The organism is Paracidovorax cattleyae (assembly GCF_900104515.1).
GTDB classification, from domain to species: domain Bacteria; phylum Pseudomonadota; class Gammaproteobacteria; order Burkholderiales; family Burkholderiaceae_C; genus Paracidovorax; species Paracidovorax cattleyae.
Genome location: NZ_FNJL01000010.1, coordinates 26645 through 42639, shown reverse-complemented (window position 1 = coordinate 42639; position 15995 = coordinate 26645). Strand labels below are relative to the sequence as shown.

General features: G+C 66.6%; 23 protein-coding genes and 1 pseudogene. 5 read left to right on the top strand and 19 right to left on the bottom strand.

The annotated features are described in order from the left end of the window. Nucleotides 1-3: 3 nt before the first annotated feature. From BLR05_RS09960 to BLR05_RS09885, 16 genes are all read right to left on the bottom strand, one after another. Nucleotides 4-795, bottom strand: coding sequence for a head maturation protease, ClpP-related (locus BLR05_RS09960; RefSeq protein WP_092834213.1), 792 nt, complete (start codon nucleotides 793-795; stop codon nucleotides 4-6). Beyond that, nucleotides 776-2068, bottom strand: coding sequence for a phage portal protein (locus BLR05_RS09955; protein ID WP_092834211.1), 1293 nt, complete (start codon nucleotides 2066-2068; stop codon nucleotides 776-778). The genes BLR05_RS09960 and BLR05_RS09955 overlap by 20 nt, the downstream gene beginning before the upstream one ends. Further along, nucleotides 2068-3777, bottom strand: a complete 1710-nt coding sequence (locus BLR05_RS09950) for a terminase large subunit (protein WP_092834209.1) — start codon at nucleotides 3775-3777, stop codon at nucleotides 2068-2070. Before BLR05_RS09950 ends, BLR05_RS09955 begins: the two co-directional genes overlap by 1 nt. Continuing rightward, a complete protein-coding gene (locus BLR05_RS09945) occupies nucleotides 3777-4022 on the bottom strand; it encodes a hypothetical protein (RefSeq protein WP_244160078.1) in 246 nt (81 codons plus the stop codon). Before BLR05_RS09945 ends, BLR05_RS09950 begins: the two co-directional genes overlap by 1 nt. 230 nt (nucleotides 4023-4252) lie before the next feature. Beyond that, a complete protein-coding gene (locus tag BLR05_RS09940) occupies nucleotides 4253-4600 on the bottom strand; it encodes an HNH endonuclease (protein ID WP_244160077.1) in 348 nt (115 codons plus the stop codon). After that, complete coding sequence (locus tag BLR05_RS09935) at nucleotides 4597-4938, bottom strand: hypothetical protein (protein ID WP_092834205.1); 342 nt, start codon at nucleotides 4936-4938, stop codon at nucleotides 4597-4599. The genes BLR05_RS09940 and BLR05_RS09935 overlap by 4 nt, the downstream gene beginning before the upstream one ends. 449 nt (nucleotides 4939-5387) lie before the next feature. Continuing rightward, complete coding sequence (locus BLR05_RS09930) at nucleotides 5388-5765, bottom strand: hypothetical protein (RefSeq protein WP_143015892.1); 378 nt, start codon at nucleotides 5763-5765, stop codon at nucleotides 5388-5390. A 240-nt stretch (nucleotides 5766-6005) separates the two neighbouring features. Next, entirely contained in the window at nucleotides 6006-6698 is a 693-nt protein-coding gene (locus BLR05_RS09925) for a DnaJ-like cysteine-rich domain-containing protein (protein WP_092834201.1), read from the bottom strand. Next, a complete protein-coding gene (locus BLR05_RS09920; protein ID WP_092834199.1) occupies nucleotides 6679-7194 on the bottom strand; it encodes a hypothetical protein in 516 nt (171 codons plus the stop codon). The genes BLR05_RS09925 and BLR05_RS09920 overlap by 20 nt, the downstream gene beginning before the upstream one ends. Further along, a complete protein-coding gene (locus BLR05_RS09915) occupies nucleotides 7194-7634 on the bottom strand; it encodes a RuvC family protein (RefSeq protein ID WP_092834197.1) in 441 nt (146 codons plus the stop codon). Before BLR05_RS09915 ends, BLR05_RS09920 begins: the two co-directional genes overlap by 1 nt. Continuing rightward, the gene (locus BLR05_RS09910) at nucleotides 7628-8767 is read right to left on the bottom strand and encodes a hypothetical protein (RefSeq protein WP_092834195.1); all 1140 of its coding nucleotides are present in this window, start codon (nucleotides 8765-8767) and stop codon (nucleotides 7628-7630) included. The genes BLR05_RS09915 and BLR05_RS09910 overlap by 7 nt, the downstream gene beginning before the upstream one ends. A gap of 187 nt (nucleotides 8768-8954) precedes the next feature. Then, on the bottom strand, nucleotides 8955-9092 hold the full coding sequence (locus tag BLR05_RS26525; protein ID WP_167361232.1) for a hypothetical protein: 138 nt from the start codon (nucleotides 9090-9092) through the stop codon (nucleotides 8955-8957). Continuing rightward, entirely contained in the window at nucleotides 9083-9628 is a 546-nt protein-coding gene (locus tag BLR05_RS09900; protein ID WP_244160076.1) for a hypothetical protein, read from the bottom strand. Before BLR05_RS09900 ends, BLR05_RS26525 begins: the two co-directional genes overlap by 10 nt. Then, nucleotides 9625-10365, bottom strand: coding sequence for a helix-turn-helix domain-containing protein (locus tag BLR05_RS09895; RefSeq protein WP_244160075.1), 741 nt, complete (start codon nucleotides 10363-10365; stop codon nucleotides 9625-9627). Before BLR05_RS09895 ends, BLR05_RS09900 begins: the two co-directional genes overlap by 4 nt. Beyond that, nucleotides 10362-11060, bottom strand: coding sequence for a phage antirepressor KilAC domain-containing protein (locus BLR05_RS09890; protein ID WP_092834189.1), 699 nt, complete (start codon nucleotides 11058-11060; stop codon nucleotides 10362-10364). The genes BLR05_RS09895 and BLR05_RS09890 overlap by 4 nt, the downstream gene beginning before the upstream one ends. Further along, on the bottom strand, nucleotides 11060-11539 hold the full coding sequence (locus tag BLR05_RS09885; protein WP_092834187.1) for a phage regulatory CII family protein: 480 nt from the start codon (nucleotides 11537-11539) through the stop codon (nucleotides 11060-11062). The genes BLR05_RS09890 and BLR05_RS09885 overlap by 1 nt, the downstream gene beginning before the upstream one ends. 189 nt (nucleotides 11540-11728) lie before the next feature. Between BLR05_RS09885 and BLR05_RS09880 the strand changes: the two genes are divergently transcribed. Continuing rightward, nucleotides 11729-11989 carry a hypothetical protein gene (locus BLR05_RS09880; protein WP_092834185.1) on the top strand — a complete coding sequence of 87 codons (261 nt, stop codon included), beginning with the start codon at nucleotides 11729-11731 and terminating at the stop codon, nucleotides 11987-11989. Here the strand turns inward: BLR05_RS09880 and BLR05_RS09875 are convergent. Then, a complete protein-coding gene (locus tag BLR05_RS09875; protein WP_092834183.1) occupies nucleotides 11967-12176 on the bottom strand; it encodes a hypothetical protein in 210 nt (69 codons plus the stop codon). The genes BLR05_RS09880 and BLR05_RS09875 overlap by 23 nt on opposite strands. Before the next feature lie 182 nt (nucleotides 12177-12358). Between BLR05_RS09875 and BLR05_RS09870 the strand changes: the two genes are divergently transcribed. Then, nucleotides 12359-12703: a hypothetical protein gene (locus tag BLR05_RS09870; protein ID WP_143015891.1), complete on the top strand. Its 345-nt coding sequence runs from the start codon at nucleotides 12359-12361 to the stop codon at nucleotides 12701-12703. On the opposite strand, the gene BLR05_RS09865 is transcribed toward BLR05_RS09870, so the two are convergent. Next, complete coding sequence (locus BLR05_RS09865; RefSeq protein WP_092834450.1) at nucleotides 12700-12945, bottom strand: transcriptional regulator; 246 nt, start codon at nucleotides 12943-12945, stop codon at nucleotides 12700-12702. The two genes, BLR05_RS09870 and BLR05_RS09865, sit on opposite strands and share 4 nt — an antisense overlap. Nucleotides 12946-12993: 48 nt before the next feature. Between BLR05_RS09865 and BLR05_RS09860 the strand changes: the two genes are divergently transcribed. Further along, nucleotides 12994-13686, top strand: coding sequence for a LexA family protein (locus BLR05_RS09860; protein ID WP_092834179.1), 693 nt, complete (start codon nucleotides 12994-12996; stop codon nucleotides 13684-13686). A gap of 11 nt (nucleotides 13687-13697) precedes the next feature. Beyond that, a complete protein-coding gene (locus BLR05_RS25830) occupies nucleotides 13698-14183 on the top strand; it encodes a hypothetical protein (RefSeq protein ID WP_143015890.1) in 486 nt (161 codons plus the stop codon). 202 nt (nucleotides 14184-14385) lie between these two features. Here the strand turns inward: BLR05_RS25830 and BLR05_RS09855 are convergent, their stop codons facing one another. Continuing rightward, the gene (locus tag BLR05_RS09855) at nucleotides 14386-14787 is read right to left on the bottom strand and encodes a hypothetical protein (RefSeq protein ID WP_143015889.1); all 402 of its coding nucleotides are present in this window, start codon (nucleotides 14785-14787) and stop codon (nucleotides 14386-14388) included. An 840-nt stretch (nucleotides 14788-15627) separates the two neighbouring features. Here BLR05_RS09855 and BLR05_RS26520 point away from each other — a divergent pair. After that, a pseudogene (locus tag BLR05_RS26520) lies at nucleotides 15628-15995 on the top strand (hypothetical protein); the annotation flags it as partial.

Sequence of the window (15995 nt, the reverse complement as noted above, 5' to 3'; positions counted from 1 at the left end):
GCTTTACTGATGGGCAAGGCGAGCCAGCACGCGCAGGCGCTGCTGCTGGCGGTCGCGGTGTTCGGCGGTGGCGTAGGCGGCTGCCGGCTCAGGCGGGGCCGCCACCGGTGCGGCGGGCGGCGTGGCAGCCGCCGGGCTCGCCCCCTTCGGCGCGTTCTCGTAGGCGGAGAGGTTCCAAGCGCAGGCCTTTGCCTCCGCCTCGGCGATCGAGTCGGCAAACCCGGCGTCCATCGCTTCTTGCGCCGTGAACCACGTTTCGGCGGCCATCCACGCGCTGACGTCTTCCAGCGGCTGGCCGGTCTTCGCGGCATAGGTCTCCGCCAAGGTGCCGTCGATCTTGTCGAGCAGGTCGGCTTCCTTGCGCAGGTCGGCCGCGTTGCCCCACATCCCGGTCCATGCCTTGTGGATCATGAACATGGCGCCCTTGCCCATCACCACCTCGTCGCCGGCCATGGCGATGAACGTGGCCGCGCTTGCGGCCAGACCGTCAATGTGCACCACCAACCGCCCCTTATGCAGGCGCAGTGCCTGCTCCATGGCGCGGGCCGCGAACACCGAACCGCCCGGGCTGTTGATGTGCAGGTGGATGGTGGCGTTGGCGTCCACGGCGTAGACGGCCTTCACGAAGGACTCCGGCGCCACCCCGCCCCACCACTCCGCCTCTTCCTCGCTGGAGACGATGTGGTCGTAGAGGAAGATCTGCACGTCCGGGGAGTCGGCCGCCGCGACCACATCGAAGCGGCGCGCCGCGGCCCGACGGTTGTCGGCGTAGAGCTTATTCAGGCGGTTTTTCATCGCTGTCCTTGCCGGCCTTGCCGGGGTTCGTCTTCAGGTTGGCGTTGGGCGGCAGGTTCTCGCGCCGCCGCACCTCCTGCGCATCCATCCACGGCATCTCTCCGGCCCGGCCCATGGCGATCCGGTAGGCCTCGTAGCGGCTCTTCAGGTCCGCGCGTTCCAGCGCCTCCACCAGGTGCTCCACGAAGAAGCGTTCGCGCACCGGCCACAGCTTGTAGTTCAGCTCCTGTGCCGACTGCGTCAGGTGGCGCTGCAGCGTGTACCGCACGAAGCCGATGCCCTGCTGCTCGATGCCCGAGCCCCAGCTCGTCGTCTTGTCGGTGTGGCCGATCATGTGCGGGGGCACGCCGAGGATGCGCGAGATCTCCTCCACGCTGAACATGCGCGTGGCGAGGATCTCGGCGTCCTTGCTGTTGATCGACAACTGCGCCGGCTCCAGCCCCCCGGACAGGATCAGCGGCCCGCGGCCCCCGTTCTGCGCGCGGGCCAGCAGCGACGCCTTCAGCTCGGTGAGCTGCTCCTTGGTCAACCTGCTGGCGGTCTTGAGCGCGTAATCGATGTTCGCGCCGCCCGCGAAGAACCTGCTCGCGTAGTCCTGCGCGGCGATGGCGGCGCCGATCGCCTCGCGGCCCGCGTAGGTGATCGGGCTCGGACTGCGCAGCCCGTCGAAGCCCAGGCTCGACAGGTGCAGGATGTCCGCGCTGTCCGCCGTGTAGGCCGGGCTGCCGTCGATCGGGTTGACCCGGTAGAGCACGCGGCCCTGGTGGCGAAAGGGATCCACCGACAGCGGGTGCAGCGGCTCCATGCCGATGATCTTGGAGCTGCGCACGCTCGACCGGATCAGCCGCCCGAAACCGTCCCCATGGAACAGCTTGGAGCTGATGAGGTATTCCCAGAAGGCGAAGGACGTCCAGCCATCCGCGGCGCGCTCGTTGAGCAAAAACCAGTAGTCGTGATCCACCTTTGTGCGGTCGTCCCGCTCGTAGATGGCCAGCGGCAGCGAGGCGATCGCCCCGGCCACCAGGGCCACGGCGGCGTACACCACGGACACGCGGATCGCGGATTCCTTCGTCACCGGCACACCGGCCGCCGAGCGCGCACTGGCGCCCAGCAGATTCGCCAGCTCGCTGATGTTTAGCGTGCCGTTCTCCACCGTGTTCTCGCCCAGCGCCAGCAGGCCGGCGCGCGCCGCGGCGCCCTCGCGCCCGGCGATCCATTCGCCCAGCACCCGGCTGCCGTGCTCTCGCGCGGCGAGGTTGAGGGTTTGCGTCATCAGGACAGCTCCAGAGAGTAAATCGCCGGGCCGGCCTTCGCCTCCGGATTCAGGGCCATCAGATAGACGGCGTCGAACATGGCCATGAGCGGGTCGATCTTCGCGAAACCGCTGACCTGCTTGGTGATGCTGATCGCATTGCCGACGGCCACCACCTTCGCATTGCCCACGCACCAGGCCATCAGCCCGGCTCCGCCGTGCACCAGCTTGCGGGCCGCCAGGTGCCGCTCCGCGGTCTTGATCGCGCCCTGCAGTTGCCAGCCCTGCGGAATGCCCACCACCTCGTCGGCGTTCACAGGCCCGGCCTTTTCATCCGTTCCCACCAGCGCGTCGTAGATGCCACCCAGCCCGGCCCGGTCCACGCCCACCTTGTCCAGCAGGCCCGAGTCCACCACCTGTGTGACGATGCGCACGACATCGGCGATGTCCTCGCCCACGCGCTCCACGAGCACCAGGTCGCCCGCCTTCGCGAAGTCGTGGTACTTGGCGGCTTCCGACTTCCGGCGCTCAAGCGCGATCGGATGCAGCCACGCCCGAGCCCAGACCAGCCACCGGCCGGTGTCGATCTCACGCCCGACCACGGCCAGCCCCAGCATGTCGTCCAGCCCCCCGCCGTCGATGCCGACAGTGACCACCTCCGAGCGCTGCAGCAGCTCCTCGAGCGAGAACACCGGCACGGCCGCGGCCAGCCAGAAGTCGGCGCCCAGCCAGCGGTCGCTGCGCAGGTTCATGCCCACTTCGACGTTCCCGTACTTCGCCAAGAACCCCTTCAGCGAGGCCTCGCCCTCCGCCTCCGCCTTCCGAAACTCGCGCTCCAGGTAGGCCCGGTCCACCGAGTACCCGAGGTTCGGGTTCACCATGGGCAGGTTCTCGAGCAACCGCGCCCCGCCGTTTGCGACCAGCTCGGGTGGGTGCTCGAAGAGGATGGGCAGGAACTGCGGATCGACGATCTTTCCGTCCCGCACGTCCCGCGCGTACTGCAGCTTCTCCTTGAACACCCCCTGTGGCGGCTCGTCGCTCTGGGTGGTGATGTAGATCGTGAAGCCTTCGGGCCGCGAGGCGAGCCCGCCGGTGGCCTCCCGCAGCATGTCCTTCGCATTCGCCTGCTTGCCGAACAGCCACAGTTCTTCCACCAGCACGCCGACCGACTTCTTGCCGGCGGCCGTGTTCGCGTCCGCCGCGATCACCTTCAACGTCGCATTCATGCCGCGGTGCGTCAGCGTCTTGATGTGCGTCTGCACCTGCACCAGGTCGGCCAGCTCGCTGTAGGTCTCGCCGTCGTCGCCCTCTTCCTCGAAGGCCACCATGTCCTTGGCCGGGCCGAAGCTGTTGTTCGCGACCTCGAGCGTAGGTGCCAGGATCGTGAACTCCGCCGACTTCCGCCAGTTGCGGATCAGCATCGTGAGCATGATCGAGGCGGCGAGCCCGGACTTGAAGTTCTTCTTGGGCAGCATCACGAACCATTCTGTGATGAGGCGTCGGCCGCTCTCGGCGTCGTAGGCGCCGAATATGGACGCCGCCAGATCGAACACCCACTGCCCGCTCGCATCCCCGATCTTCGGGCTGTCGGGGGCGTCCACGATGCGCAGCTCGCGCATCACGGACAGCCCGGCCTCGGCCTCCTCAGGGAAGATTGGCGGCGGGATGATCGACCGGCCCGAGCGCAGCCGCTCCGCCCAGTCTGGGCAGGCTGTCGTCCACTCGGGCATCAGACCCTCTTACCGCCGGCAGCCGCCAGCTTCGGCGGCGCGGCCGATGCGAACTTGCCCGCGCCGGCGGTCTTCGCCGCGGCCCTGGCCTGCTCCTTCTTGCCGCCGTTCTCGGCGCGGCGCACCTGGGCCGACAGCAGCGCCTTCGCCGCGTCAACTCGCAATTTCGCCTCGGTGCCGCTGTCGTTCATCACGGCGCGCAGGAACTTGTCCGGCTCGTCGTAGACGGTGCTGAGCGGGAGCACCACGGGCTCCTTTTTCGGTCGGCCGGCACCCGGACGGGCGCCACCGCTTCGTCCTTTGACTCCGGCCATTTGAATTCCTTTTGATAGGGGAAAAATTTTCTGCGCGTGCGGAACCGTGCGGTATCCAGGGGAAAGGGTTCCAGACTTCTTGGCACCCCCTCCCTTTCGGCGTCAGGGACGCCTGCGCACGGCCCGGCGAGGCCCCTCGCGGCCCGCAGGAGCGGGCGATCTCAGCCCGTGCCACATCTCGCCCGCTCCTGCGCCTCGCGAGCCGTCTTGGCCGCGTGGCAGTCCGGGCACAGGCACTGCCGGTTGTGGTCGGCGTCCTTGCCGCCGCGCCAGAGCGGGACCGTGTGGTCCAGCTCGAACGGGTCCGACGTGCCGGGCGTGATGTCGATCAGCTTGCCGCAGCCCTTGCAGTGCGGCCCGTCGCGCAACCAGATGCGCAGCCGCGCCTCCTGCCGGGCGCGCCCCCGATCCCGATGGGTCGCCCCAATGCGCGGCGCCTGCTGCAACCGTGTGGCCTGGGCCATCTGGATGCGCTGGGCGGCGGCTGGGATTCGGGGGCGCTGGCTCATTCGCGCATCGCGGCGTCGATGTCCGTGCGCACGCCGGAAGTGGTTCGCGTCGGGATGCTGCGCAGGATCTGCGCGACACGCTCTCGCACCTCTGGCGAGGCATGGTCCGCGGTCAGCCAGCGCAGCCGCTTGGCATCCGCGCGCACCTGCCCAACAGCAGCGACCATGGCGTCGTACTCGGCGGCGTCTGCTCGCCGAGCCTCGCTCATCATCCCCACCGCGTTCCGAAGCGACAGGATCTCGCGCTCGCGGTCAAGCCAGCGCATCACGATGCCCTTGAGGCTCTTCCATGCGGCATTGCTGCCATGCGTCCGGGCGCCGGTGTCGTAGGTCTTCATGGCATCTCCTGGGTGTTCTGGCATCCATCGGTCTACGGGGCTTGGTCTGGCCCCGCTGGTGCCTGCCGTCCGCTGTCCAGCACCACAGCTTGCGGTGGAAACCCCCGCGCCTGTGCGCGGCCGGCGCTGGCTGCCGGGAGTCGGGTATGAAGGATTCGCCCTCCTGGCACTACGATGGAGTTCTCACACAACCATCGCCAGGAGGGCGGAAACAATGCATACGACCGAAGAACTCATCCTCGCAGCTCACGTCCGCGAACTGGCATCAGCCATACGAACTGGCGCGAGAGCCCAAGCCTTGAAAGAATGGGAGCGAAACAGCATGGAACCGAATGACGCAGAAGGTCGGGCCAAGAGAGATGCCTTTTCGCAAGAATGGTCGGCCAGCCATCCTGTGGCGTCCTTCGCCGCAGTCGCTTACGCGCAAATCGAGACAGTGGCCGACGCAATCAAGGGTATTCGGCAGTAGCCGGCAGGCCCTCATCGCCCCATCGCATCAGAAGGCGGGAAATATCCGCGGCCTGCTGCCGAATTGCTCGCACCTCCAGCAGCATCGTGTCGGGAAGAACAGCGTTGCCTGGATTGCACGCCGCAGGACTCGGTGCACTGAGCTGCTCCAGTGTCAGGCCCGAGCGCAGGGCAGCGTGCACCGTCTCGGCGATCCCATCGCGGCCGGGTTGCTCTGCAGCACTGCGCTCCTGGTCGAACTTCTCACCACGCCCGCGCTTCAGCCGAGCGAAGAACTCCGATGCCCGGTAGCGGCGACGCTTCTGCATCTCCTGCACAGCGGGCGGCGCAACGTCGCCCCAGCGGTACGGCTTGGTCATCTGCGTCTCCTTGGAAGGCGCCACCACCTGGGCATGGCGTCCCTGGCGGCGATAGAGGCGTGGTGGATGCGCCCTGGTGGTGGCAAACGAAAAAGCCCGCAGGCGAACCGTGCGGGCTTGGGATGTTCTGGGCGCACTTCTCCAACAACTTCTGACCTGACCGGACTCACCGCCCGGGGGCCATTCGACATGTTGGCATGGCGGGTGTATTGCGCCTGCGCTCTAGGGACGCATTCTACCTCAGCATTTCGCCGCCGCGAAGTTTTTCCACGCTGGCAGCTGCTTGAGCGCGGCACGCGACCCGCTGCGCGCACGGCAAACGTGGTGCGCGATGTGCTCGGAGATTCGCAGGCCATCCGTCCCGTGGGGGACCTGACGTTCGCCCGAGCCGCGGCAGACCTTGCAGGCCTGCCCGTCCCTTTCCTTGGTGCCCTGGCAGACCGGGCAGCGGCGATCGGCCCACCAGCCCAAGACATCGAGAAGCTTCGTGCGCGGCTCATTGATCCCTCGGCCGGCCACCCAGGCCAGAAGTCCGGCGTGCTCGTCCACCAGGTGCCGCAGACTGGGCAGGCGCTGCAGTACCCGGCGCCGCTCTTCCGCCAGCCATGCATCAGCCGCAGCGCGCGCGCCCAGCAAGTCCAGCGCCTCCACCTCACGCACTCCTCGCTTGCCATGCTTCTGGACCTTGATGCGCGGCAGTCGCTGAGCGATCAGCTCGATATCGGCTGAGGTGAGGCTGCGCGGCTTCGCGCAGCTGTCCCATTCGGTCATGAGTTGGTAGACGCGGCGGCCGATTACCGCTGGCGTCTTGCCCGAGGCGATCAAGTAGTCCACGTCGCCGCGCTTATCGAGGCTCACGGTGAGGTCGGAACTTGCACCAGCGCTGGTGAGGCGCTCGGCTGCGGTGGGGTATTTATTGATCATGGCGGTCATCGGTCGGGTTGATGTGGGGCAAAGCCCCAGGTTGTTGGATGCCCGCGGGCCAGAGCCCCAGGGCGATGATGCGGCGCTGTGTGTCAGCGATCCATGCCGGCTCGATCGCGCGGCGCGCGGCCTTGGGCAGCAAAGCCCCCTGATCGAATAGGCTGTGGCAGCCGGGCGTGCCCGGGCGGTCAGAGCAGAGCGGGAAGCTCTCCAGGTCGCAGACCTTGATCCCCATGCCCTTGCCGGTGTTTGCGTGCGCGCACTGCGAGAGCCCCGGCATGCCGCAGGCCATGCACGGCAGCGCGGCGACCAGTCGGCGGTAGGCCTCGCTGCGCACCGGCGCCGCCTTGGGCACGGCCGGCGCCAGCTCTGCGCAGGGCACCACCACGGAGGCCCGCGGCCGCACCTCCGCCATGGTGCGGGCGGCGCGGGCGGCGAGCCGCTGCTCACGATCGGCAGCAGGTGCTGCGGGCCGCGGCGCGCGGCGGAATCCGGTCCGGCGCATCAGCGACCGCCTCCCCGGAGATCCTTGGATCGGCGGTACGGCCACGCCACCATGGCCGCGTCGCGGGCATGCTCGTTCGAGGAGCCGGCCCAGCCAGTGGTGCGCGCGAACGCGACCGCGTCCAGCTTGGCGCCCTTGTTGGCCGGGCTGATGCCGTGCGCCGGGATGCCCAGCTCGCCGCACACCTCGGAGATCAGCCTGCACCAGGCGTCCACCTGGCCGACATTGCGCGCCATCTTGGCGCTGGCGGCGCCGCTGCGGCCGCGCGTCCAGGTGTGGCTCTGCAGGCGCGAGTCCTCGAAGACAACCCGGGTCGGCTGCCGGCCGCGGATGATCCGCTCGATGTAGTGCGGCGGCACCGTCTCCAGTTCCGTGAGCACGCCATCCACGTAGGTGGCCACACCGGTGTGGGCGCCGGGGTCCATCCCGAGGATCAGCATCCCGACCTCCCGCCCAGCCCCAAGAACGGGCTCGCCACCACGTAGTCGCGGTAGCTCCGGCCGGCGCGGGCATCCTGCACAACCGATTTGGTCTTTCCCAACTGGCGCGCCAGCTCGGCACCTGTCAGTGGGCTGGTACGGATCAGCTCCACCTGCTCGGGCGACAGCGAACCGACCTTGTGCCGGATGGCTGCAGACACCCGCCGGCCGTGCTGCTCGCCCCCGAAGCCGATGGCCGCGAATGCCTTGCGCATCGCCGCGCTGCGCGTGACGTGCTTGTGGTGGTCGTGGTTGCAGCAGCCGGGCGTCTCGCACGTCTGGACCAGCGTGTGCCCCTTCTTCAATTCCTTTCCGTGCACGGCCGTCCACAGAACCATGTCCACCCGAGTGATGTTCCCCTCGTGGCGAACCAGCGGGCGGCCCTGCTTGTTGCGCGCCCCGCTCCACTTCAGGCAGTCACCGCCCACGTCCTCGCAGCGCAGCAGGATGTCCTGTTCGATCTCGGCGGACGTGCGCACATAGTCCGGCAGCACGTAGCGCCAGCTACCGTCCAGCCCGCGAATGGTCAGCTTCCCCGCGCGGCGCAGGGCGTGCACGCGCTGCCGGGTGTAGACGCGGCCGCGGCCCGTCAGCTCCGCAAGGTGCTCCAGCCGCATGGGTTGGTGCTGGGCGATCAGCGCGAGCAGGTCACCGTCATAGGGCTCGGGCCGCGAGCCCCCGGGCGCGATATGCCGGCTGAAGGGCACCCACTTTCGGAGGCCGTCGAACGCCGCCAACTTGATCCTCTTCGCGCGCTCCATCCTGCGCAGCAGCAGCCCCATGGCGACCTCAGGGGAATTGGCCAGGGCCGCCAGCTCGCGGGTGCTCATCTCCTGGCCGGCAATGGTCTTGAGGATCTGGGCAGGGTTCCAGGGACAGCGCGCAATCAGCACGTCCACAGCCACCCATGCGGTGTCCCTCTGGGGCTTCGTAACGACCGGCCGCGCCAGCAGGCGTTCGCGCGCGCCTTCCAGCACCACCTTCAGGTGCTCAGCGGCCCAGCCCGTCGCGGCGCGCAGCTCGCTCTCGCGGGCGGTGCCCCCGGCGGCCGTCAGCATCTGCATCAGCTGTGCGAGGTTCTTCTTCGTGGCCATCAGCGGCCTCCTTTCTGGAGCCAGCGCTCCCGGTCGGCTTGGATGTTTGCGGGCGCGGGCGTGTGCTTGGCGCAGGCGTGCTGCGGCGGGAAGAAGGTCCATGCCTTCCCGAGGGAGCAGGCGGCCATACCCTGCTTGGCCATTTCGCGGTGCTGGCGCAAGGCCCAGTGGATGCAGGTTGCGCAGGTCATACAGGCTCCCCGAGCAGTTGGAGCGCAAGCCGCACATCCGCGTCACGCTGCGGGTATCCGTCGCGAACATCGTCCAGGACTGCATGCGCCCAGGCCTTGGATTCGGTGAGGTGATCGCGCAGCGTCATTGCCATTTCTGCCTCCCTTCCATGCCCAGGGCCTGGCGCGCGCTCTTCAGGCTGTAGGGTGTGATCCGCTCGCCGGCAGCAGCGCGGGCCATGATCGAACGCGCCCAGTCCTTGCTGTCGCCCCGAGCCTCGTAGCTGACCGGCGCGCGCGGCGCGGCCACGGGGGCCGGCAGGCGCGGCAGGTTGTTCTCTTCGGCGTAGGTCTTGCGCGGCGTGATGGCCTCGCAGGTCTTCTCGAACTGCGGAAGGTTCGGCGCGTACTCGGGGTTCTCGGACTTCAACCGCTGCGCCGCGGCCTCGATCACTTCAGGCGCGAACCTGGCCAGGGCTGCGTCCCACACCAGCATCGCTGCGGCCACCCCCTTGTCGCCGCCTGCCTCCGACTTCTCGCCGGTGGCGAACTTCGATAGGAAGAGGTTGCCGTAGGAGCCGTGCAGCAGCACGAACAGCTTGCGGGTGGTGGGTGAGGCCTCCCGCTTCGGGCGGGGCTGGTGGGTCGCTTGGTGGATGGCGTCGTGCGCCAGGGTGGATATGTCGTTCACAGATCGACCCCTTCGTAGATCGTGGCGGCCGCTGCTGCGTACCGCATCTCGGGCGGGCCGCGCCGCGCGCCGCCGCCAGCCCCGCGCTGGCCGAACCTCACGGCGTTGCGCAACCAGGTGCGGAAGGCGGCCTGCCAGTCCTTGAAGATCGTGCCGCGGGCGGTGTGGTGGTCCAGAAAGTTCGCCAGCTCTGCCTGCAGGTCGATCCCGGACCGGGCTGCCATGTCGGCGGCGGTCTGGTCCGGCTCGAAGCCGGTCGGCAAGGTGGAGCCCCGGCTTGGCTTGGCCGGTGCGGCAGCGGCGGAACGATTCAGTGATGGTTCACTGATGGTTCTATGACGGTTATTTGCGGGTGCAACGGGTTGCACCGTTTCTTGCTCTGGATTGCACCCTTTCGTGTCGTCCGTTGCACCCTTTTCGTCGCGGATTGCACCCTTTTGGATGGGTGCAATTTCTGCACCCTTTATCCAGTCGATGGAAATCCGGTACTCACGGGTCATGGAGCGCCCGCCGTTGCCCGCGCTGACGAGGATCAGCCAGCCCGCCTCCTCCATGCGGCGCAGCTGGTACTGCACGCTGCGCACCGACTGGCGCGTCTTATCGGCAAGGGTCTCCACGCTGGGAAAGACCTTTGTACCGTCGTCCGATGCGTGATCGGCCAGGGCGAGCGCCAGCAGCATCTCGCCGCCGCCGCTCGGATAGCGCTCGAACACGGCGGTCATCACCTTGACGCTCACGATGCCTCCTGTGCGCGGCGCGCCGTGTGCCGGCCCCAAAGCCCCGCGACCCACTCCACACCCTTGGGCGTGAACTTCGTGGTGCTGAACGCGTGCTCGTTGGCCGTGGCCACGCCCGAACGGACGACGAAGCGCCCAGCGTCGATGTGAGCCTGGTAGGCCGTCCACTCCCCGCCCAGGCGGTACATGACCTTTTCCTCCTGCAGGAACGCCCGGAATTCGTGCTCGTTGGCCCGCAGCAGCTTGGCGACCTGACGGAAGCCCATGGCCCCATGGGCAGCCACGAAGCGGTCTACGTACTCCACCTTCGGCGCGGCCTCCTCCAGTTGGGCCCTCTGCAGCTCGATCTGCTCCGCCTGGTCGGCAGCCAGGCGCAGGGCCTGGGCCATCGTGCGCGGAATCGCGGGGGCCGCCTGGGCCTCCAGCTCCTGCCACCGATCGACCACGCGGGCCGTGAAATCGGGCGACAGCCGGGCGATCAGCACCAGCGAATCGCGCTTGTTGAGGCGGCACTCCATGTAGGTCTGCCCGTTCTGCGGGTTGGTACAGGGGGTCTCCTGAATCTCAGGACACACCCCCGCATCGCGCAGCGAACGGCAAACAGGCATCACGTTGTCGTGGCGCTTGCCCGTCAGCTCGGCAATCTCGCGGCTGCTCATCGTCAGCCCGGAGCCGGATGTGGTCACTACGTCCATCACAAGGCCCTCCCGGCGTTGTCCGCCGCATGCTGGGCATTCAGCGCAGCGGCCACGCCCTGCAGCGCGGCGACGGCCTGGCCGATCTCGCGCAGAACCTCGCGCTTGTCGTTGTCGCTGATCGATCCGTCTGCCTGGGACTGCGTAACGACCACCAGGACATCGGCGCTCTCGCGCACGGCGGCGGCCGTGGCCGAGCGCAGGCAGTGGTGCGCCGCGCCCATGTCGATCACGGGCAGCGACAGCATGCCGGCGCCAAAGGAAAAGACCGTGCCCAGGCCTTGAGATCCGGCGCTACCGGCCTCGTGGCACATCGTGGCGATCTCCTCCGCGTCGGCCAGGCCCATCTTGTGGCTGGTGCTGGAGCCGCTCAGCTCCTTACGCAGCACCTCATCGGACTTGCCGAGGCGCGCGGCCAGGGCGGCACGGCCGCCGGGGTAGTTGGCGACCATGCGTCGCAGGGCATCGAGAGAGTTCATGGCGTCCGGGGCTCCGTAAATTGGACGTGGACCAAAGGGGTGGCGGCGGCGACGATGCGGGCATGGACAACGAGACCAGCCCCAGCACCTCATCCAGCCGTAGCAGCGCGCGCGGCGCGGTGGTGGGCGCCCGCCTCTCCCAGGCGTACGATGGAAGCTCCTACACAACCATCGCCTGGGAGGGCGGACATGACCAGACAGGAAAAGGCGACGCGCTTGGTGCGCCGCATCAGCGTGAAAGACGAAGCGGGCCGGACCCGGTCCGTCGAGGAATGGGGCGACTTCATGCGCGTGCAGTTCAACGAGGGAACCTGGAGCGAATGGAACCGCAGCGGCGGCCGTTTCAAGCTCAGACAGCAGACGGTCAACCCCACGGACGACAAGCAAGGGTTCGCGGTGCCGACGACAGGCGAAGTGCTCACCATCGTCAGCCCCACTCCTCCGAATTGAGATCCACCGCCGCGATGGCCTTCATGACCTTCGCGGCCGCCTCGCCATCGAGGAAGACCCGCACGTTCAGGTACACCTCGCCCGGCCCGGCCACTTCCAGGCTGCAGCCCACCACACCCTGCGCATCGATGCCAGCGCCCTTGCGCATGGCCCGCCCCAGCCGGGCGCTGATCGGGCGGAATTGCATCGCGGCGGCTGGACGCGCGCAGGTGCAAGGCAATTCCGTCGCAGCATGGGAACCCAGGAAGTGCACGGATGGCCTGCCTTTCCCGCAGGTGGGGCAGAGGTCAGCCATGGCTTACCTCCTCCTTGGTGGGGGCCACCCCGGTCAAAATCCGCACCTCATTGCAAACGAGGGTGGAGCGGAAAATGGCAAGAAGAATCGGGCTCTCGCAGGAGCAGGCTTTCGAGACGCTGTGGGTCATGACGACGAACCTTTCACGCCTTCTGGCGTGGCTTGTGTTTTGGATTGCGCACCTGCTTCTGGCCCTGCTGGGAGCGGTGCTGCTGTGGTGGTTTCAGGTGACGCCAGCAGACGTGATCCAAGCCCTGACAGGTGCGAGTCAGTCAGCGACCGCCTCAGTCGCTGGATTTCTGGGGGTGTCAGCAGCGGGACTGCTGGGCGGCTACCTTGCTGCGGCTCGCTGGGTTTGGAAGAAAACCTACGTGCGATGGCAGATAAACCGGCTGCTAGAAGGCATCGAGCACGACTAAGCACTGCTGGCCTCCTTGGTGGGGGCGGCCAGCTCGGGCCAGATCAGGTGCCAGTCGTCGGGGCGGAGGTCCCTGCGGGAGACAGCACCAGAGGTGGCGCGCTCGATGGCGACGCAATATGCCGCATCGGGGGTCGTGCCCCGCGCGCGCCAGTTGCTGACAGCCGATTGACCGACGCCGATGGCCTCGGCCAGCTTTCCGACGCCGCCGATGGCGCTGATGGCCGCCTCAAGAGGGTTCATGTTCGTGATTCCTTTCACGAACGTGATAGTAAACCAACCACCAATGTGATGCAATCCTTTGACACCATCACGCCCGTGAAAACCATTGCAGAACGCCTGAGGGCCGCGAGAGAACGGGCTGGCCTCACCCAGCCAGCCCTGGCCCAGCGCGCCAACGTGTCCCAAGGGACGATCGGGAACATCGAATCAGGACTGCGCAAGCGCCCCCGCGACCTACTTGCTATCGCTGCCGCGTTGCATGTGTCCCCGTCGTGGCTTGAGACCGGACAAGGCCCTATGCATGGCGATCACGATCAGGCCAATGTCTCAGCTGCGCCTGCGTCTATGAGGCCGCGCCGCTACCCCGTTATTTCCTCAGTGCAGGCGGGCGAATGGTCTGAGATCGTTGACAACTTCCAGCCCGGCGACGCGGAGAGTTGGCAGGATAGCCCCGTGGACCTAGGCGATGCTGGGTTTGTGCTCAAGTTGGAAGGAGACTCGATGACCAATCCGACAGGCGGGCGCGACAACTTTCCGGAGGGTATGTATGTTCATATTCATCCAGGTATTGAGGCCCAGCCGGGGGACTACGTTGTAGCCAAGCGCGAGCACGAGAATAAGGCGACGTTTAAGAAGCTGGTCCGCGTGGATGGAGAGCAGTTTCTCCACGCGATAAACCCGGCATGGCCGAAGCCGTACATAAAACTTGAGCCGGGCGACAGAATTATCGGCAAACTAAAGTTTGCCGGATGGAGTTTTTAAAGGAGAGAGGCATGAAGAGGTTTTTAACGGCATCCATTATTTCCTGCTGCGCCGTGGCGCATTCGGCGAGTCTGGCGGATTCAAAGAAGGTTTTTTCTTCCGGAAGTTGGTCAGTCCTCAGGGGTACTGACAGCATGACAGATAAAGCCACTTGCACGGGGGTTTACAAAAAAGACTACTCCAAACAGTTATCTGCAGACACCCTGTACATTTCTATCAGGGGTGGCATCTCTTCGGTAACTATGAGGTTTGACGACGAGCCGCCGCGCGGCTTACGACTAGCCACCGAGACGGAGAAGGGCATCGACGCAATTACTGTAAATGAAGCCGAGTTCGATAAGTTACTGCAATCATCCAGGCTGCGCATGCGCGTTTCCACACTTGTGTCAGGCATACAGGATTTTGATATCGATTTGCGCGGATTGAACGACGCCGTGGAAAATATCAGGTCCGGTTGCCCTGAAAAATCACAGCCAGCAGGAAAGAAGAATGGATGACGATAAGGCAAAAGCGGCATCAAGCCTTGGGAACATCGAACAGCAAATCGCCGAATTACGGAGCGCTGTCTCCGGGAAGACGAAGCTAGCGCCTGGCGATCGAGAGTACGTCCGGGCCGGAATTTCTTCTCTGCGCAGCAGCCTGCAGGCGTTGGGCTCAGGACCGCGCTTTGATGACCCGGACATCGCTCGCCGGCTGGCCTCAGCCGGGAGTGGCATCCTTGCCGCCATGAGCAGCTACAGCGGGGATAGCCCCCAGGCCATCGAGCGGGCGCTCGTCAGCGCCTCCTTCGAGGTCAGCGATTGGGCTCATAAATTCTCGCGGCTCGACGGCTAAGCGCCAAAACCAATCGTCCGGCCGGGGCTCGAACAGCGCGGATTCCACCGCGAGTGCCGATCGGCGCACCAAGGTGAGGATGTGCGCCATGTAGTGCCGAGCCTCCTCCAGGTTTTCCGGGCACCTCTCGCGCATGGCGAAGTGCATCTTGCCGAGACCGACGAGCAGGTCGTTCATTTCCTGCCACAGCCGTTCTTGATCCTCAGCTCCCGAAGGGGCTCGCCAACCCACCGCCCTGGTGGGTTTTTTTTCGTCCATTTCAACCATGGGTGCTCCTTCGCCCGATGGGCGTGGAACAAATTTTAGCGATATCTCACATTCGTGTTGACACGTCAGTTCACGTTCGTGATAATTCATCCATCGCAGCCCCACACAGGCAGCGATGGGCCACCGCATCGACGGGAGCCCGCCGGCTCCTTAAAAATCCGCCCGCCCCGTCACCGCCGACGATGCTTGCGCCGCCCCGCGCATTCCCCGGCCCTGATGGATGAAAGAGCGATGCAGTTGGGGTGCTGCTGGCCGTCAAGGCACGTCGCGCGGGCAGTCCGGCCCGTCCCAGTCCGCCGAAGCGCGGTACACGGGTGACAACGGTGAGGCCACCCCGGGGAGCCAAGACAAGCAATCCCAGGCAACACCACCATGCGGCCCGCCCGCGAAGGAGACCACCATGCGCACCACCTGAGCCGGACGACCCGGCCACCCTGCCCGCCGGGCACGTAGAAAGCCGCACGACAGCCGGCATTGGACCAGATCTGGCCGATGGCTGTGGGATCGCCCACCCCACAACAGCCAGAAGACGCCGTAACATGCACGTCCAGCGCGCCAGCGCTGCGCTGACCCTGGGCGACACCAGGGTAAACACAAGCGCCTTCCCGAGAGGACGCTTGTGTTTTTAAGCCGCGCGCCCTCCTCTCCCTCCCATCTCATTGGGGCGCACCCACGCGGCTCTTTCTTTAGGCGTCCTGCTCAGGGCCGCCTTCCACCGCGCCGGGGGGTCTCTATTCCTCCCTCTCTTCTTCCCCCGGCACGCCCTTCGGGGCAGCGGTCTTTCTACAACCCCACCCGGCCCGCCACGCGCGGGCTTTTTTTCGTCCTACCGGAGCCAGCATGCCAACCACCAGCACCCTCATCACCAAGGACCGCGTCAAGGCGTGGTCGACCTGCAGCGACGGCTACAGGTGGTTCCTCGAAAACTACCCCGCCGGCCAGGGTGAATTTGTGCCGCTGTATCAGCACTTGGTCCGCGACAAGCGCGGCAGCGACGCCGACTGGCTGATGGGCAAGCTTTTCCCGGAAATCGATGACACGGGCCTCCGGGTCAAGTTGGTCACGCAGATCGCGGGCGCCGATGCCGAGCTGATCGCAGAGCAGGAGGCGGCAGGGGCCAACGCCGCCACCACCGGCGACTGGGCCAACGCCGCCACCACCGGCAAGGGGGCCAACGCCGCCACCACCGGCGAGGGGGCCAACGCCGC

Bases quoted from the DNA above. Each gene is read 5' to 3' on its own strand.
- BLR05_RS09940 (WP_244160077.1), bottom strand. From the start codon at position 4,600: ATGAGCCAGCGCCCCCGAATCCCAGCCGCCGCCCAGCGCATCCAGATG.
- BLR05_RS09950 (WP_092834209.1), bottom strand. From the start codon at position 3,777: ATGCCCGAGTGGACGACAGCCTGCCCAGACTGGGCGGAGCGGCTGCGC.
- BLR05_RS09955 (WP_092834211.1), bottom strand. From the start codon at position 2,068: ATGACGCAAACCCTCAACCTCGCCGCGCGAGAGCACGGCAGCCGGGTG.
- BLR05_RS09935 (WP_092834205.1), bottom strand. From the start codon at position 4,938: ATGAAGACCTACGACACCGGCGCCCGGACGCATGGCAGCAATGCCGCA.
- BLR05_RS09885 (WP_092834187.1), bottom strand. From the start codon at position 11,539: ATGAACTCTCTCGATGCCCTGCGACGCATGGTCGCCAACTACCCCGGC.
- BLR05_RS09960 (WP_092834213.1), bottom strand. From the start codon at position 795: ATGAAAAACCGCCTGAATAAGCTCTACGCCGACAACCGTCGGGCCGCG.
- BLR05_RS25830 (WP_143015890.1), top strand. From the start codon at position 13,698: ATGAAGAGGTTTTTAACGGCATCCATTATTTCCTGCTGCGCCGTGGCG.
- BLR05_RS09930 (WP_143015892.1), bottom strand. From the start codon at position 5,765: ATGACCAAGCCGTACCGCTGGGGCGACGTTGCGCCGCCCGCTGTGCAG.
- BLR05_RS09925 (WP_092834201.1), bottom strand. From the start codon at position 6,698: ATGACCGCCATGATCAATAAATACCCCACCGCAGCCGAGCGCCTCACC.
- BLR05_RS09875 (WP_092834183.1), bottom strand. From the start codon at position 12,176: ATGCAATTCCGCCCGATCAGCGCCCGGCTGGGGCGGGCCATGCGCAAG.
- BLR05_RS09915 (WP_092834197.1), bottom strand. From the start codon at position 7,634: ATGCTGATCCTCGGGATGGACCCCGGCGCCCACACCGGTGTGGCCACC.
- BLR05_RS09910 (WP_092834195.1), bottom strand. From the start codon at position 8,767: ATGGCCACGAAGAAGAACCTCGCACAGCTGATGCAGATGCTGACGGCC.
- BLR05_RS09865 (WP_092834450.1), bottom strand. From the start codon at position 12,945: ATGAACCCTCTTGAGGCGGCCATCAGCGCCATCGGCGGCGTCGGAAAG.
- BLR05_RS09860 (WP_092834179.1), top strand. From the start codon at position 12,994: ATGCAATCCTTTGACACCATCACGCCCGTGAAAACCATTGCAGAACGC.
- BLR05_RS09870 (WP_143015891.1), top strand. From the start codon at position 12,359: ATGGCAAGAAGAATCGGGCTCTCGCAGGAGCAGGCTTTCGAGACGCTG.
- BLR05_RS09890 (WP_092834189.1), bottom strand. From the start codon at position 11,060: ATGGACGTAGTGACCACATCCGGCTCCGGGCTGACGATGAGCAGCCGC.
- BLR05_RS09880 (WP_092834185.1), top strand. From the start codon at position 11,729: ATGACCAGACAGGAAAAGGCGACGCGCTTGGTGCGCCGCATCAGCGTG.
- BLR05_RS26525 (WP_167361232.1), bottom strand. From the start codon at position 9,092: ATGGCAATGACGCTGCGCGATCACCTCACCGAATCCAAGGCCTGGGCG.
- BLR05_RS09855 (WP_143015889.1), bottom strand. From the start codon at position 14,787: ATGGTTGAAATGGACGAAAAAAAACCCACCAGGGCGGTGGGTTGGCGA.
- BLR05_RS09920 (WP_092834199.1), bottom strand. From the start codon at position 7,194: ATGCGCCGGACCGGATTCCGCCGCGCGCCGCGGCCCGCAGCACCTGCT.